Source organism: Psychrobacter sp. AntiMn-1, from assembly GCF_001854065.1.
GTDB classification, from domain to species: domain Bacteria; phylum Pseudomonadota; class Gammaproteobacteria; order Pseudomonadales; family Moraxellaceae; genus Psychrobacter; species Psychrobacter pacificensis.
Genome location: NZ_CP012969.1, coordinates 1784179 through 1798624 on the forward strand (window position 1 = coordinate 1784179; position 14446 = coordinate 1798624).

At 43.4% G+C, this 14446-nt stretch carries 13 protein-coding genes and 4 tRNA genes; 12 read left to right on the top strand and 5 right to left on the bottom strand.

Annotated features, from left to right (window positions below; all coding sequences use genetic code 11):
- Positions 1-212: 212 nt before the first annotated feature.
- The 11 genes from AOT82_RS07520 to AOT82_RS07570 all read left to right on the top strand — a co-directional run bounded on the left by AOT82_RS07520 (position 213) and on the right by AOT82_RS07570 (position 9994).
- Positions 213-2150 carry a tetratricopeptide repeat protein gene (locus tag AOT82_RS07520; RefSeq protein ID WP_071002489.1) on the top strand — a complete coding sequence of 646 codons (1938 nt, stop codon included), beginning with the start codon at positions 213-215 and terminating at the stop codon, positions 2148-2150.
- A gap of 178 nt (positions 2151-2328) precedes the next feature.
- Positions 2329-2958 (top strand): lipoprotein insertase outer membrane protein LolB, encoded by a 630-nt coding sequence (gene lolB / locus AOT82_RS07525; protein WP_071002491.1) that lies wholly within the window; start codon positions 2329-2331, stop codon positions 2956-2958.
- A 90-nt stretch (positions 2959-3048) separates the two neighbouring features.
- Entirely contained in the window at positions 3049-4011 is a 963-nt protein-coding gene (ispE, locus tag AOT82_RS07530; RefSeq protein ID WP_071002493.1) for a 4-(cytidine 5'-diphospho)-2-C-methyl-D-erythritol kinase, read from the top strand.
- Between the two features lies 1 nt (position 4012).
- Complete coding sequence (locus AOT82_RS07535) at positions 4013-4597, top strand: hypothetical protein (protein ID WP_143007399.1); 585 nt, start codon at positions 4013-4015, stop codon at positions 4595-4597.
- 167 nt (positions 4598-4764) lie between these two features.
- Positions 4765-4840, top strand: a tRNA-Gln gene (locus tag AOT82_RS07540).
- A gap of 240 nt (positions 4841-5080) precedes the next feature.
- Positions 5081-5156, top strand: a tRNA-Gln gene (locus tag AOT82_RS07545).
- Positions 5157-5266: 110 nt separating this feature from the next.
- Complete coding sequence (locus AOT82_RS07550; protein WP_057758042.1) at positions 5267-6214, top strand: ribose-phosphate pyrophosphokinase; 948 nt, start codon at positions 5267-5269, stop codon at positions 6212-6214.
- Between the two features lie 407 nt (positions 6215-6621).
- A complete protein-coding gene (locus AOT82_RS07555) occupies positions 6622-7311 on the top strand; it encodes a 50S ribosomal protein L25/general stress protein Ctc (RefSeq protein WP_071002496.1) in 690 nt (229 codons plus the stop codon).
- Between the two features lie 457 nt (positions 7312-7768).
- Positions 7769-8350, top strand: coding sequence for an aminoacyl-tRNA hydrolase (gene pth / locus AOT82_RS07560; protein ID WP_071002498.1), 582 nt, complete (start codon positions 7769-7771; stop codon positions 8348-8350).
- 100 nt (positions 8351-8450) lie between these two features.
- Complete coding sequence (gene panD / locus AOT82_RS07565; protein WP_010196068.1) at positions 8451-8831, top strand: aspartate 1-decarboxylase; 381 nt, start codon at positions 8451-8453, stop codon at positions 8829-8831.
- A 188-nt stretch (positions 8832-9019) separates the two neighbouring features.
- Positions 9020-9994, top strand: coding sequence for a calcium/sodium antiporter (locus AOT82_RS07570; RefSeq protein ID WP_071002499.1), 975 nt, complete (start codon positions 9020-9022; stop codon positions 9992-9994).
- Between the two features lie 45 nt (positions 9995-10039).
- Here the strand turns inward: AOT82_RS07570 and AOT82_RS07575 are convergent, their stop codons facing one another.
- The 3 genes from AOT82_RS07575 to AOT82_RS07585 all read right to left on the bottom strand — a co-directional run bounded on the left by AOT82_RS07575 (position 10040) and on the right by AOT82_RS07585 (position 11345).
- A complete protein-coding gene (locus tag AOT82_RS07575; RefSeq protein ID WP_083328891.1) occupies positions 10040-10750 on the bottom strand; it encodes an RDD family protein in 711 nt (236 codons plus the stop codon).
- Positions 10751-10994: 244 nt separating this feature from the next.
- Positions 10995-11071, bottom strand: a tRNA-Arg gene (locus tag AOT82_RS07580).
- 184 nt (positions 11072-11255) lie between these two features.
- Positions 11256-11345: transfer RNA gene (locus tag AOT82_RS07585), tRNA-Ser, on the bottom strand.
- A 345-nt stretch (positions 11346-11690) separates the two neighbouring features.
- Here AOT82_RS07585 and AOT82_RS07590 point away from each other — a divergent pair.
- On the top strand, positions 11691-12485 hold the full coding sequence (locus AOT82_RS07590) for a hydroxymethylpyrimidine/phosphomethylpyrimidine kinase (protein ID WP_071002501.1): 795 nt from the start codon (positions 11691-11693) through the stop codon (positions 12483-12485).
- A 131-nt stretch (positions 12486-12616) separates the two neighbouring features.
- Here AOT82_RS07590 and AOT82_RS07595 read toward each other — a convergent pair whose 3' ends face one another.
- The gene (locus AOT82_RS07595) at positions 12617-13186 is read right to left on the bottom strand and encodes a YggT family protein (protein WP_071002503.1); all 570 of its coding nucleotides are present in this window, start codon (positions 13184-13186) and stop codon (positions 12617-12619) included.
- 142 nt (positions 13187-13328) lie between these two features.
- The gene (gene proC, locus AOT82_RS07600) at positions 13329-14162 is read right to left on the bottom strand and encodes a pyrroline-5-carboxylate reductase (RefSeq protein WP_071002505.1); all 834 of its coding nucleotides are present in this window, start codon (positions 14160-14162) and stop codon (positions 13329-13331) included.
- Between the last annotated feature and the right edge of the window lie 284 nt (positions 14163-14446).

The following is a 14446-nucleotide window of genomic DNA, read 5'->3' on the forward strand; positions in this document are numbered from 1 at the left end:
CAAAATAACTCATGCTTAAAACAAGTATGAGTCATAGCCTATCAATAGAATGATGATTGCTCAGATATGAGTAACACGGATGCTATTGTTTATACTGTTCATCTGCTCTTATAATATTTGTCATGGGTACTCTTTACCACTATTTGATTTGAAATGATTAAAATAAAATTGCCTCAGCTATGTAGGTAAACCATGGGCGAACACGACTATCTATGATGTTTTTTGGATCATTATCTAGATCACAACCTCTTTATAACGAGCAATCTAGCCTCCGCGCTTTATTGCAAGTCGTTATTGATCGTTTGTGCCAGCGTTATAAGCTAGCGTTGTCATTGGCCGTCTGTTTATGCCTTGCCGTACCTGCACATGCCAGCCATGCTGATACAGAATTGGCCGCAAAAACGCCACCAGTAGCAGTCATTACTAGCGATAACAGGGCAAATAATAATGCTACTTCTAGCACCTCTATCAGCACGACTGTTCATAAAAACAGCCAAATGACAGATAGCGTAACCAACATTGATGGTCTAGCGCCAGCCAGCCTATGGCAGCCTGAACTCAACGAACCCAGTTTATATGCTCTATTAGATGCAGAGTTTGCTGCGGATCGTGATGACAAACAACGTGCGATGACGATCTATAAGCAACAATCTTTTAAAGAAGATGCCACAGCGGTATTTGAGAGGGCGCTAACTCTATCATTGCGTAATGAAAGGGTTGAGGATTCATTAGCCTTTGCGAAATCATGGCAAGACCAGAATCCTGATCATGTACCTGCTTGGTTTTATGTGGCGCATTTGGCACTACGGGCACACGACTATATCTTAGCTGGCGAGACCTTAAACCGCATCTTGCGTTACGATCCGCGTGCAGATTTGAGCGAAATCCTTATCGGTATTTATCCCAATAATGACGATGACAAACGCGAGCTGCTTGCCGCTTTGCAGCCACTAGATAGTGAGCAAAATGCTTCACTGTCCGTATTAAAAGCTGGTTTACTTTACCAATTTAATGAGCCCGAAATCGCTATCGTGCATATCAACCGTGCGCTAGAGCGCCAGCCTGATTATGTGCCTTTTATCACCCTAAAGGCTGACATCTTGCGCAAAATCGTCACCTCTGAAACTGTGGTCAACTATATAAGCCAAGCACGCTTGCGCAATCCTGATAGCAAAAGTTTGTACCTGTACGAGATTCGCTACTTATTAGACTTAAAACAAAGCGAGCAAGCTTGGAAACTATTGCTCGAAGCCCACAGCCGCTTTAACGACGATGCTGAGATTACCTTGTTAGCAGCACTAGTGAGCTTGGATATCGAAGAATATGCGAGTGCGGATGATCTACTCAATATGCTTGCCAAAAACCCCGCTTACCTTGACCAAGCTTATTACTATCTCGGTATCAGTGCTGAGCGCCAGCAGCAGTTTGATAAAGCCAAATACTATCTCAATGCCGTGATGCAAGAAGACTTAGTATTAGAAGCACGTCGAAAAGTGGTCGCATATGAATTGCTCAATGACGACGTCGACGCCGCCATTGCTACTTTAGAAAAGCTACGCAAAGACTTTACGGTGTTCGCCCCTGACACCTTTGTGATGCAAGCCGATATTTTGTGGCAGCAAAATGAATCAGAAGAAGCCTTACGTCTATTGACGCGGGCCGCTCGTAAATATCCTGATAATGAGATGTTACTCTTTGCCCGTGTCCAACTGTTAGATGACAAAAGCGACTATGTCGTCAAACGTACACTCCTTAATCATTTGCAGGCGCTCGATCCTACCAATTTATCCTATCAGCTCAGTTATGCACAGTTGCTATTGGCCAACGAGCGTAGCTCTGAGCAAGGTCTGGCACTCGCCACAGCAATTATCCAGATTCGCTATGATGATCCGCGCTACGATAATGACCTTCATCTACAGGCCCTAAACGTACTGGCGGGTAATGCACTGGCCAAAGAAAACTATAAGCAAGTCATCGATTATCTGCAAACGCCTTACGATGTGCTCCCAACCCTGCGCTCAGGCACTCTATTACTGCGTGCTTATCAAGGTCTTGGCAATAACGAAAAAGTCGAAGCACTACTCGCAGATTTGCAACAGCGCTTCTCCTTTGGACAACACAATATCAATGACAGCATACAGCTATATTGATAGTGGTTTTTCAAAATAACTGTTGCGGCATGATGCCATTAGGCTTGACACGTCACAAAGCACTTATCAATTACAAGGGACGTATAAGAAGCTAACAGCCGTGCATAACTGAGCAACAAATAGCCCTTAAGCTAATATCTTTGTTAACCTGTCCATTTTCCCATTTTGAGAGCACATTATGTCAGCATCAACGATGTCTTATAAACCAAATAAACTGGCTTTGCTTACTGCGATAGCGACTACAATGGTTATTACCTCTGGCTGTCAGTCACTAAAAACAGCCAACGCGACCAATCAACCAACCACGATGCAAGCTCAAAACGCAGATCAGCCCAAAAAGCTAGAGAGCTTTAATATCACGGGTAAAATTGGGGTGACCATACCTGCTAATGACACCTCAGGTACCCAAGGTGGTAGTGCGTTTTATGCATGGGGACAAGAAAACGATCGTTTTGCTATTGAACTCATCGGCGCGCTTGGTATTGGTAAAACCAACATCGAGTACAATGGTCAAACCGCGACGCTAGTCAGTGAAAAGACAGGTACATTGACCGCTGATGACCCTGAGGAACTATTACAAAAAGCCACTGGCTGGCAAGCGCCTATCTCGCAAATGCCTTACTGGATTTTTGGTCGCCCCGCGCCCTCAGATAGCGCTCCGCAGCTAGATGCTCAAAACCGATTGATCAGCTCAGTCAATGGCGACTGGAGTGCCAGCTTTACTTATAAAGGGAATGACAAGCTCCCTAGTAAAATCAGCGCTGTACAACCACAGGGCAATAAAGTGGTGATGACGATTAATCACTAGTCCGTCATTACTAGTGTATCACCACTGAAAAATCAGCCCCTATTGCTCATTACCATAGTCGTTTATGTCCGTACTTTATGATGAAAAAACATGATTGAAAACATAGCCGAAGCATCTGACTCTACTGTTACGCGTTTATCCCCTGCAAAAATCAATCTATTTTTGCATATTACAGGCAAGCGTGCTGATGGTTATCATAATTTGCAAACGGTGTTTCGCCTGCTCGATTGGGGCGATTATTTGCATTTTTCACTCATGGATGATGTTGTGATACAAACGGCTGATAATAAAGCAGATGCCAACACGCTCTGTCATCAGCTATTAGTATTAGCTGGTGCAGAGGCGATAACTGCCAATATAGAAGACAACTTAATCTTCAAAGCGGCGCGCGCATTGCTCGCGTTTGCCATACAGTCAAACACGCTGCCCGAGCAGTTAGCACCAATTACTATCAGGTTAGACAAGCATTTGCCTATGGGCGCAGGATTGGGTGGTGGCTCATCCAATGCCGCAACGACTATGCTGGCACTTAATGAGCTTTGGCAGCTTAACGTTACTTGTGATGCGCTGATAAAAATCGGTGCAAAGGTAGGTGCAGACGTGCCAATCTTTATCTTTGGTCAAGATGCCATTGCCATGGGTATTGGCGAGCAATTAACTGCCATCAATTTACCTGACCAGCAGTATTTAGTCTTAACGCCTGAGGCGCATATCAATACCGCTACCCTATTTGCTCATCCTAAGCTACATCGAGATATCACCCCTCTATCGATTAAAACCATCAAAAACCAGTCCAATGATTATGTTCAAAATTTGAATACGCCCTATCATAATGTCTTTACACCAGTAGTGACAAGCTTCGCTCCTGCTGTTGCAGAGGCTTTAGATTACTTAAAAGGGTTAGAATCGCAAGCACTGGGTACAGCACGCATGACTGGCTCTGGTAGCGCGGTATTCTTGCCGTTAGATGCGAGTATTGCCTCTGATAAAGCGCTGTTGGTAACATGGATTGAAAGTGCGCCTTGTTCGGGGTATGTGGTGGGGAGTTTGTAACGTGAATGCTTTATATCTAAAAAAATGCTCAATAACAAGTATGGTTTTTGTTTGCTTATCATTAAGTCTAACTGGGTGTACATCGCTACCTAAGTCTTATGATGAACCTAATTCCAAGCGTTTGTCTGATAATGTAATTTTACCACCGCAGCTAGGAATTGAATTACAAGCTAACTCTCAGAATATATCTACTTCTGAGCAGCACCGTAAAACCAGTTCACCTGCTGAACTATTTACTTACGCACCGGCTCTTTCAATGCGCGAAATCAATTTTGTTTTGAAAGGCAAATACGTTATAAAAGATAACTGCTTATACTTTGTTCAGAACGATGATAAGTATCTTAGTCCTATTTTTTATCCCGATAGAGCCATTCTTTTTGAGAATGAACAAGCCATTTCTGTAAATGGAACCAAAGTTAAGCTCGGTGAGGAGGTTGTCACTAGCGGTATAATTAAAGAGCGTATAGGTAGTTACTATTTACGAAAAGGTGATATTGTCATTGAAGACCCAGAGAATACAGCTTGTTTGACGGAACCTGCAATATTTATGAGTGGTAGAGTGGTCAATCCTCTCGTACAAAAGTAACTCGCACAGCATTAGCTTACGATTGACAGGCTTAATAAAAAGACCCCTATTCACTACAATAGTAGCGATGCAACTCAGGCTAATTCACTTAGTTTCGAATAAATCCCAGAAAAAGGCGCAAATGACTTGCAAAATCTGAAAATTTACTTATAATAGGTCGCCACAATAGGGGTATAGCCAAGTTGGTAAGGCATCAGGTTTTGATCCTGACATCCGTTGGTTCGAGTCCAGCTACCCCTGCCATTTTTTAGTACGAAGCGTTAGACATACATTGAGTATAAGCGGTTTATACATAACCTCTTATGCTATTGTCATTGACAACGTTATCCCAGTTTCGGTATAGTTCGCAATGAACACCGCTAGGGAAAGGTTATGTTTTAGGCGGCTCAATCGTTTATAACATAACTGACAGGTCATGACACCATTCTAAGAATGACGAATTAGTCGCTATTAGCTTTCGGTTGTTCGTAGCCTAGACATTACAGGGGTATAGCCAAGTTGGTAAGGCATCAGGTTTTGATCCTGACATCCGTTGGTTCGAGTCCAGCTACCCCTGCCATTTTTTACTGTAATAGTAGTCTTCAATCTTTTTCACCACTCTTTTCTTAATTTGAGCAGTTTGTCACTGCTTAGCGGTCGCTGCTTGAGTCAATCAATAGGACTTCTGTCATGCCTTATTTGGCGATTTTTACGGGCAATGCCCACCCAGAATTAGCAAAAACCGTAGCCGATCATCTTCACATACCTCTTGGTAAAGCTGACATCACGCGTTTTTCTGATGGCGAAATTGCCGTGGAAATCAAAGAACACGTACGCGGTAAAGATGTGTTTATCATGCAGCCGACTTGTGCACCGACCAACGACAACTTGATGGAAATCATGATGATGGCTGACGCTTTGCGTCGCTCTAGTGCTGGTCGTATCACAGCTGTCATGCCATATTTTGGTTATGCGCGTCAGGATCGTCGCCCGCGCTCAGCGCGTGTACCTATCTCAGCAAAAGTCGTCGCTGACATGCTGAACATCGTTAGTATCGATCGCGTGATGACAGTTGATTTGCACTCAGATCAGATTCAGGGTTTCTTTGACATTCCTGTAGACAATATCTATGGTACGCCAGTACTCCTAAACGACCTACAAAAACAAGATTATGACAACATCATGGTGGTTTCACCTGATGTTGGCGGTGTGGTTCGTGCCCGTGCAATGGCCAAGCAGTTAGGCGATACCGACATGGCGATTATCGACAAGCGCCGTGCTCGTGCCAATGAGTCACAAGTGATGCACATCATCGGTGATGTTCGTGACCGTGATTGCGTCATCGTTGATGATATGGTCGATACGGCTGGTACATTATGTAAAGCCGCTGAAGCACTAAAAGAGAATGGTGCACGCCGCGTCTTAGCTTATATCACTCACCCTGTCCTATCAGGTAATGCACTCAAAAACATCAGCGAATCTGCGCTAGACGAAGTCGTCGTGACTGATACGATTCCATTATCTGCCGAAGCAAAAGCCTGTAGCAAAATCCGTCAGGTCAGTATCGCGCCAATGCTTGCTGAGAGCTTACGCCGCATTAATAATGAAGAATCTATTAGTGCGATGTTTGATGCTTAATATGAGACAGTCATTGCTATAAATTTTAATAACATTGTAGTGACAATAAAAATTTAGTCATAAAAATAATAGCGTCAAGTATCAGTACTTGACGCTATTTTTATGTACGTACTTTGCGTAGGTCTTTATTATTACTACAAAATCCCGTATAATGCGCGCCTGTGCTGACCGTTTGTTTTATTTAATCAGGCTAGCATTATCAAAAGTGCTGATCATGCTGAATAATAATGGCTATTTTGGTAATTTTTACTATAAAAATCATTGTTATAAGCAAATGGCTAACATCGATAGTTGTGTCATTTATACGCAACGATAGATATTAGCTCTCATCACGTATTAGTGGATTGGTCGCAAATCCACTTTTTTATGACCAGACACTTCATCATTCTTTTTATAGGATTATATCCATGAGCAATAATCATTTTGAACTAAACGCTACTGATCGTTCTGCTGACCTACAAGGTAAAGGTGCGAGCCGCCGCCTACGTAAGCAGAACCTAGTTCCTGCTATCATCTATGGTGGTGGTGAGCAGCCAACAGCGATCTCTATCAAAATCAACGAGCTAGTAAAAGCACTTGAGTTTGAAGCATTCTTTTCACACATCTTGACCATCAATGTTGACGGTACCGAGCATCAAGCTGTTATCAAAGACTTGCAGCGTCATCCTGCTAAAGGCTTCCCAATGCATGCTGACTTCCAGCGCGTTGTAAAAGGTCAAAAAATCCACATGAACGTTCCTGTGCATTTTGTTGGTCGTGAAGAAGCGCCAGGTACTGCTGCTGGTGGCGTATTGTCTACTTTAGTATCTGATATCGAAGTGATCTGCCTACCATCACAACTTCCTGAATATCTAGAAGTAGATGTATCTGGTATGGAAATCGGTGATTTGTTCCGTCTATCAGACATCAAACTTCCTGAAGGCGTTGTGATTCATGAGCTTGAGCTAGAAGACGGCCATGACCGTACTATCGTTAACATGCAGCCACCAACGGTTGAAGAAGTTGACGAAGATGCTGACGACGTTGATGCTGATGAAGTACCAGCAACTGAGCAAAACGACGGCGCTGATGCTGAAGAAAGCAACGACGACGAGTAATATACTATGTCTAGGTAGCATTTTATTTTGTGCTACTTAGTAACAGACTCGTTTAGTTAAGAAGACAGCAGGCGATTTGAAATCTCCTGCTGTTTTTGTAAGTAGGGCGTGTTGAACATTCGACCATGGCACTGACAGCGACTATTTTTTAGGCGATTCGATGTTAAAAATAATAAGCTTAGTCACTCTAAGCGCTTATTTTTAACGATGAAGCGGCAAAAAAGAGTCCTGTCCCCTGCTTTTTATCGTTAGGGCTGATGCTAAAATTGCCCCATACTGCGTTACAAATCTCGCTAAGGCATCTGCATTATCGTCGCTTTGTGCCTTGTCTGGAACAATTTTAGCGATCAGCAGTGCCTATTTGCGAATGTTCAACACGCCCTAAGGTTTGAGAATATACTGTCTATCAACATTTCAAACCTTATCCTTATTTATCAAATTTAAGCAGGGTGTTTTTATGGCCATAAAGCTTATTGTCGGTCTTGGTAATCCTGGTCAGCAGTATATGTTTACGCGTCATAATGCCGGATTTTGGTTTGTCCATCACTTGGCGCAACAATTCAACATCACGCTCTCCCCTGACAAAAAATTCCACGGGGTGACAGGACGTGGGCACATTCATGGCTCTGATGTGCGCTTACTTATGCCGCTCACGTTTATGAATAAATCTGGTCAGTCAGTCGTGCCTATGGTAAATTTTTATGGCATCAAAAACGACGAGTTATTGATTGTTCATGATGAGCTCGATATTCCAGCTGGCAGCATCAAACTCAAAACCGACGGTGGTCACGGTGGTCACAATGGCTTGCGTGATATTACGCCGCATATCGGTAATGACTTTCATCGTCTGCGTGTGGGTATCGGCCATCCTGGTCACAAATCTAAAGTCAGTGGACATGTGCTCTCAAAAGCGTCTCCCGATGAGCAAATCGCCATTGACAGCGCATTGACGGCGGCTTTTGACGCGCTACCACTATTGCTAGATGGTGATATCGAAAAAGCACGTTCACAAATTAATGGCTTTAAATTGCCTGAATAAAATATTACCTCTATAGTAATAGCCTTTTATTTTGGTAGGTTTGTCCCCATTAACCTTTTGATTTAGTTATTTAATATCAGTTACGCTAAGGAAGCAACCTATGCTACTTAATATGCTTAAATGCAAATTACACCGTGCTCGCGTTACCCATGCTGAGCTTCACTATGAAGGCTCATGCGGTATCGATGGTGATCTACTAGACCTAGCTGGTCTACGTGAAAACGAATCTATCGATATCTATAATGTGACCAATGGCAAGCGCTTTCGTACCTATGCTATCCGTGCTGAGGCAGGCTCTGGTATTATCTCGCTAAACGGTGCAGCAGCACACATGGCAGACCTAGGCGACATCGTGATCATCTGTGCTTACGCGCATTTCGATGAAGTTGAAGCATCGACGTATCAGCCAAAACTGGTCTATTGCAACGAAGACAACACAGTTAAAGACACAGCAAATATCATTCCTGTACAAGTTGCTTAATATGACAGGATGGTGAGGTTTTGGTAAATTTAAGATAAACACAAAGTTGCATTTTTGAATTACCTGCTATTATTACTAAAAATCTCGATGCTATGAGGAAAGCTGAATCTAAATCAAGATTCGGCTTTTTTTATGCCATTTTTCTCTATTAAACTCATGTTTTTCATCATATATAAGGAAACATACCGATGTGGTTGGCGGTGATTGCAATACTGATTGGGTTAGCAATTTTGGTTTGGAGTGCTGATGTTTTTATTGACGGAGCAACAGCACTGGCAAAGAAGTTTAGTGTGCCAAGCTTCTTAATTGGGGTATTAATATTGGGCATCGGCACATCAGCACCTGAGATGGTCGTGTCAGTATTAGCAGCGTTAGAAGGCAGTCCTGAGCTGGCTTTAGGCAATGCTTACGGCTCAAATATTATCAATATTGCCTTAGTACTGGGTGCAACCGTACTGATTAGCCCTATCATCATCCGTAAAGGTATCGTAAAGCGTGACCTGCCGCTGCTACTGCTAATCACCGCCATCGCTGCATGGCAGCTACGTGACGGCATATTGAGCCAAGTGGATGGTCTGATATTGCTTGTATTGTTGATTGCGGTATTGGGATTACAGATCGTATTGAGCATTCGTGAGGGCTATCATGAGCATGAAGAGGACATTGATAATGCAGATTCAGATGCGACAGAGCCAAGCGTAGCGCGTGGACTTGGTAGCTTACTGCTCGGTATGCTGATGCTGGTACTTAGCTCGCGGGCGATCGTTTGGGGAGCGGTCGAATTGGCAACGCTATGGGGGCTGAGTGAGCTCATCATTGGCTTGACGATTGTGGCGGTTGGTACATCACTGCCTGAGCTGGTATCAAGCTTGTCAGCAGCGCGTAAAGGCGAACACGATATGGCACTAGGTAATATCATTGGTTCGAATGTTTTTAATACGTTAGCGGTCGTAGGCCTAGCTACGGTGATTGCCCCGATTGCTGCTGATCCAGTGATTTTGTCACGTGATGTGATGACTATGGGGCTACTGACGGTATTACTCGTTGCACTATGTATGTTTGCCTTTGTAACAAAGCGCCAGTTCGGTCGTACGTCGGGCGCTACGTTGGTGCTTTTCTTTGTCGGTTATACTGCATGGCTGATTCAAAGCGTTAATATATAACTTTCACTTTTGTATGTTTTGAGCCTTGCTGGCCATTTTATAATCCTAAGACTTTTTCTTACGATTTCTAAAACCGCGCCATAACCCTTCATGTGCCACTTTTGGCATTTTTAGGGTAATGGTATTGGATAGCATATCTTGTACTGCCAGACCGCGAGGGTTAAACAGACAAAAAACATAGTTGAATACCAATCCCAAAAACGCGCTGGCTAATAAGGCGGCGCGTGACCCATCGATCAGACTACCAATAATACCAAAAATCAGCGGCATCAAACACGCCGCCAAGATACGCTTAAATGACTGTCCCCACGTGAGCCACTGACCAGCATCATTGATGGTTTTCAATCGCCACGTTTGCATCCCCAATGTCTGACCACCACGGCGCCAAAATATGCCGTAGAAGGCCACCAGTGTCAGAACAAACGACGGCGTCATAATAGCGTTTTGATACCAAAGCGGTAGTGACTGGGCCTGTGAAGACTCGGTACCCGTCTCCATCGTTAGCAGCGTGCCAACTACGGTCAATATCGTACCCACCAAAAACAACAGCGCCAAAATCAGCATACCATCATACAAAATCGCCACCACCCGAGTTAAGGGTTTGGCAATCACCGCCTCTTGGGCAACTGTTAGCCTTTCATCCTCTTTAATATGACGAATTACCTTTTCGTCACGAATTAATGGGCTTTTACGCTTAGCATTCGACTCAATAGAAACATTTAACTTAACATCAACTTTTAACTTACTTTTCCGCATCTTATAAGCTCATAGCAAGCAGTGAATAGTAGTACTATTGTACCGTAATTTAAGTACTTAGCGTACCTTATGGTAAGACAAGATTTTTGATATAAGGGCAGAAAATTTACATTTAGAAGAAAATCAGAAGAGCAACAACGCATTTTATAAAAACAACAGACACAAAAAAATCGCCAAAATGTCATAAGACACGCGATTATTTTAGGTTTTGCTTAAACTTTAAAAAGGTAAGCTAGTATGCAAATGGTGCGCCTGGAGAGATTCGAACTCCCGACCCCTTAGTTCGTAGCCAAGTGCTCTATCCAACTGAGCTACAGGCGCGTATTTTGCATATCATTCACTACAGTGTTTAATAACAATTGCAGTAAATCAGGTTGGCTATTATATAGATAATATCGCTTGTGTCAACATCTTTTTTAATTAAAAACAAAATATTTTTTGATTTAATTATTAAGAATGTTTAACGCAATATACTGCGTTACTACTCTAATAATAACTGAATAAATGGCGGTGAAGGAGGGATTCGAACCCTCGATACGCTTACACGTATGGTTCCTTAGCAGGGAACTGGTTTCAGCCACTCACCCACTTCACCTAACGATTTAAGACATTTATAAAAATAAACACAGTATTGATGCTAACAATACGTCTTATGTCGTGGGCGAGTATTATAACAAAGCCAAAACGAATTGCAAGCCTTGTCTACCGATTTAATGAGGCTTTTCTCATAATTATCGATATAAATGCTTTTCTCGCCTTTTAATACTTAAAATTACGCCATATTGCAAAAAAATACCACTGCTAAATTGATGATTCAGAACAGTCTCATTTGTTTTGATACTTTATACTTAATCTATAGGTGCTAGACTAAGATAGATTTTTTGGCAGTAGGTGGCTATAGTGTTTATCACTGATTATAAAATACCTAAAAGGAGCGGTTATGCGACCTGTCGTACTGTGTTTTTCTGGACTGGATCCCTCAGGCGGTGCTGGATTACAAGCGGACATTGAAGCCATCGGTCAATCTGGTGCGCATGCGGCTATTGCTTGTACGGCAGTCACGATTCAAAGCTCACAGCAGGTATTTGGCTTTGAGGCGTGCGCTGCCTCCTTAGTGCAAGCACAGGCCACTGCGGTGCTTGACGATTTACCTGTCAAAGCCATCAAGTCAGGTATGCTGGGTACCACTGACAATATCGCCATGCTAACCCAGTTGTTTGCTGAGCAAATAATAAGCCCTGATACCCCGTTTGTATTAGACCCTGTATTAGTCGCCAATAGCGGTGGCAGTTTGGGCGATGAGAAAACGCTGGTCAGTGCTTTTAGGCAGCTGCTACCCTATGCCACCTTGATTACACCCAATACGCATGAACTGCGCGCGCTGAGCGGCGAGCAGGATTTGCACAGTGGTGCGAAAAAACTATGCGCGCAAGGCGTTCATGCGGTGTTGGTAAAAACCTCTCATGATTTTGATAGCGGTGATATCGAGCAGTATTTATATATAGAGGGCGAGATGGTACATAAGAGCATCTTACCGCGCTTAGAGGGTGAATTTCATGGCTCAGGATGTTCGCTTGCCAGCTTTATTGCTGGGCGTTTGGCGATGGAAGATGATTTGATTGATGCGGTAAAATCCGCAGATAATTGGATTACCCAGACATTGCGCGCGGCTGACGACCCGCACCCTGATGATGCTCAGGCGCAATTAATACCCAATCGCTTTATCCACTCTTAATGTCTTTATAAAGTAACAACATAAAGTATTAACGTTCATCAATAGCAGACATAAAAAAGGCGCTCTATATTTTATAGTGCGTCTTTTGGCATGGGATGCGTTATTTATTCTCTGTGATTTAGAGACACCAATTATCCTAGCATTGGCATAAAGTTTGCCGACAAGCCGCCGATGAAGATCTCAAGCAGATAGAATACAAAAAAAGCAATCATCGGTGATAAATCAAGCATGCCTAAGTTTGGCGTAATACGACGGAACGGTGCCAAAATCGGTTCTGCTAGCTGAATGATGATACCAATAATAGGATGCTGGGATTGGGTAAACACCACGATCCAGCTGACGATAATAGACCCAATCACTAGGTAACGACACATACGTAAAAAATCTAACACTAGGCTAATCGTACCCGTGAAAAATAGCGGCACAGGAGCAATCCCTTGATGCGTCAAGGCCGCTTTTCCAGAGATATCAATCAGACGAATCAAAAACATTAAGACGATAGCCGCAATGCTAATACGTCCCTGTCCGACCGTTGGGAAGATACGCCCAAACACATCGACGATATGGGTCGCTTTATAGGCAGGTGCAATCATCGGGTTGCGCGCATCCATCCCTGCAAATTGCAGCATAAAACGAATAAACACCAGCATCATAGCGAATGTGGTGACCAGATCAAAAACTTGAAATAATACGTTGTTCATGAAGGGCTACTCAATGGGACATTGTTGACAGATTTTAGGATGACAACTGTCATTATCAGATGCGAATCATCATACAATACAGGTCAGCTGTTGAGCCTGACCTACTTTTTGGGTCGTTGCTTACTCAATTGCTAATCAATAACTATTTACTCATCTCTTCACTAAGCGCTTGGCTACGATCATAGCACGCTTGCATGGCTTCACCGATTTGGCGACCAATCTCGTTGGCTTGCATAGACTCAACAGCGGCTTGAGTGGTACCGTTTGGAGACGTCACTTTGCGGCGCAGCTCAGCAGGCGCATCCTCACTATTCATGGCCATTTTTGCCGCACCAAGCATGGTTTGCATGGCAAGTGCTGAGGCTTGTTCTTTATCAAGCCCTAATGCCACTGCGCCATCGACCATCGATTCGATAAAGTAAAACATGTACGCTGGCGCTGAGCCTGACACGGCAGTCACAGCATGCATGTGTTCTTCATCATCAACCCACATGACCAGTCCTGAGGCTTCCATCACCGCCGTTGCCAGCTCTTTTTGTTCGGCTGAGATATTATCTGTACCGTAGAGACCGGTTGCACCCATCTGAATCATCGAAGGCGTGTTTGGCATGGCACGGACGATATTACTATAGCCGCCCAGCATGCTAGACAATAGGTCAGTTGACAGACCTGCGGCAACCGAGATGACCAACTGATTGTCCAATGCATCAGCAAAAGCACTAACCACCACTTTCATCATTTGTGGTTTTACTGCCAGTACCACGATATCAGCATTGACCACAGCTGCTTTGGCATCCGCCATTGGGTCAACGGTGTTTAGACCTTTAGCCGCTAGTTGCTCACGGATATCGCCGCTAGGATCGGCGACCGTGATTAGACTTGGTTTGATGCCGCAGCCCACAAGACCGCTGATAAGCGCTTGTGCCATGTTTCCACCACCAATAAAACTGATTTTCTTATTATCTAATACCGACATACTTGTCTCCTAGTCACAACATTTAAAAGTATTCAACGTAACATACTGATATATAAAACGACACTCAGTTTATCATACTGCTCCTAGTATCGTTTGATAAATTCCTGCCGTCTACAACGGCAGTAAACCTAGTTAAAACACGCAACTGACATCGACTATGACATGGTTTAGCTGTTAGATTGAGAAATAATTTTTATAAAATATTTTGAGGTGTCAAATATGTTTTTTATTCGTAAGGCCGTTCAAAAAGACTTCAAGGTATGGGCAGCACACTTATGAAAGCC

Coding starts and splice junctions, on each gene's coding strand:
- AOT82_RS07555 (WP_071002496.1), top strand. CDS start 6,622: ATGAGCAATAATCATTTTGAACTAAACGCTACTGATCGTTCTGCTGAC.
- AOT82_RS07575 (WP_083328891.1), bottom strand. CDS start 10,750: ATGCGGAAAAGTAAGTTAAAAGTTGATGTTAAGTTAAATGTTTCTATT.
- AOT82_RS07520 (WP_071002489.1), top strand. CDS start 213: ATGATGTTTTTTGGATCATTATCTAGATCACAACCTCTTTATAACGAG.
- ispE (WP_071002493.1), top strand. CDS start 3,049: ATGATTGAAAACATAGCCGAAGCATCTGACTCTACTGTTACGCGTTTA.
- pth (WP_071002498.1), top strand. CDS start 7,769: ATGGCCATAAAGCTTATTGTCGGTCTTGGTAATCCTGGTCAGCAGTAT.
- AOT82_RS07550 (WP_057758042.1), top strand. CDS start 5,267: ATGCCTTATTTGGCGATTTTTACGGGCAATGCCCACCCAGAATTAGCA.
- AOT82_RS07570 (WP_071002499.1), top strand. CDS start 9,020: ATGTGGTTGGCGGTGATTGCAATACTGATTGGGTTAGCAATTTTGGTT.
- AOT82_RS07590 (WP_071002501.1), top strand. CDS start 11,691: ATGCGACCTGTCGTACTGTGTTTTTCTGGACTGGATCCCTCAGGCGGT.
- proC (WP_071002505.1), bottom strand. CDS start 14,162: ATGTCGGTATTAGATAATAAGAAAATCAGTTTTATTGGTGGTGGAAAC.
- panD (WP_010196068.1), top strand. CDS start 8,451: ATGCTACTTAATATGCTTAAATGCAAATTACACCGTGCTCGCGTTACC.
- AOT82_RS07595 (WP_071002503.1), bottom strand. CDS start 13,186: ATGAACAACGTATTATTTCAAGTTTTTGATCTGGTCACCACATTCGCT.
- lolB (WP_071002491.1), top strand. CDS start 2,329: ATGTCAGCATCAACGATGTCTTATAAACCAAATAAACTGGCTTTGCTT.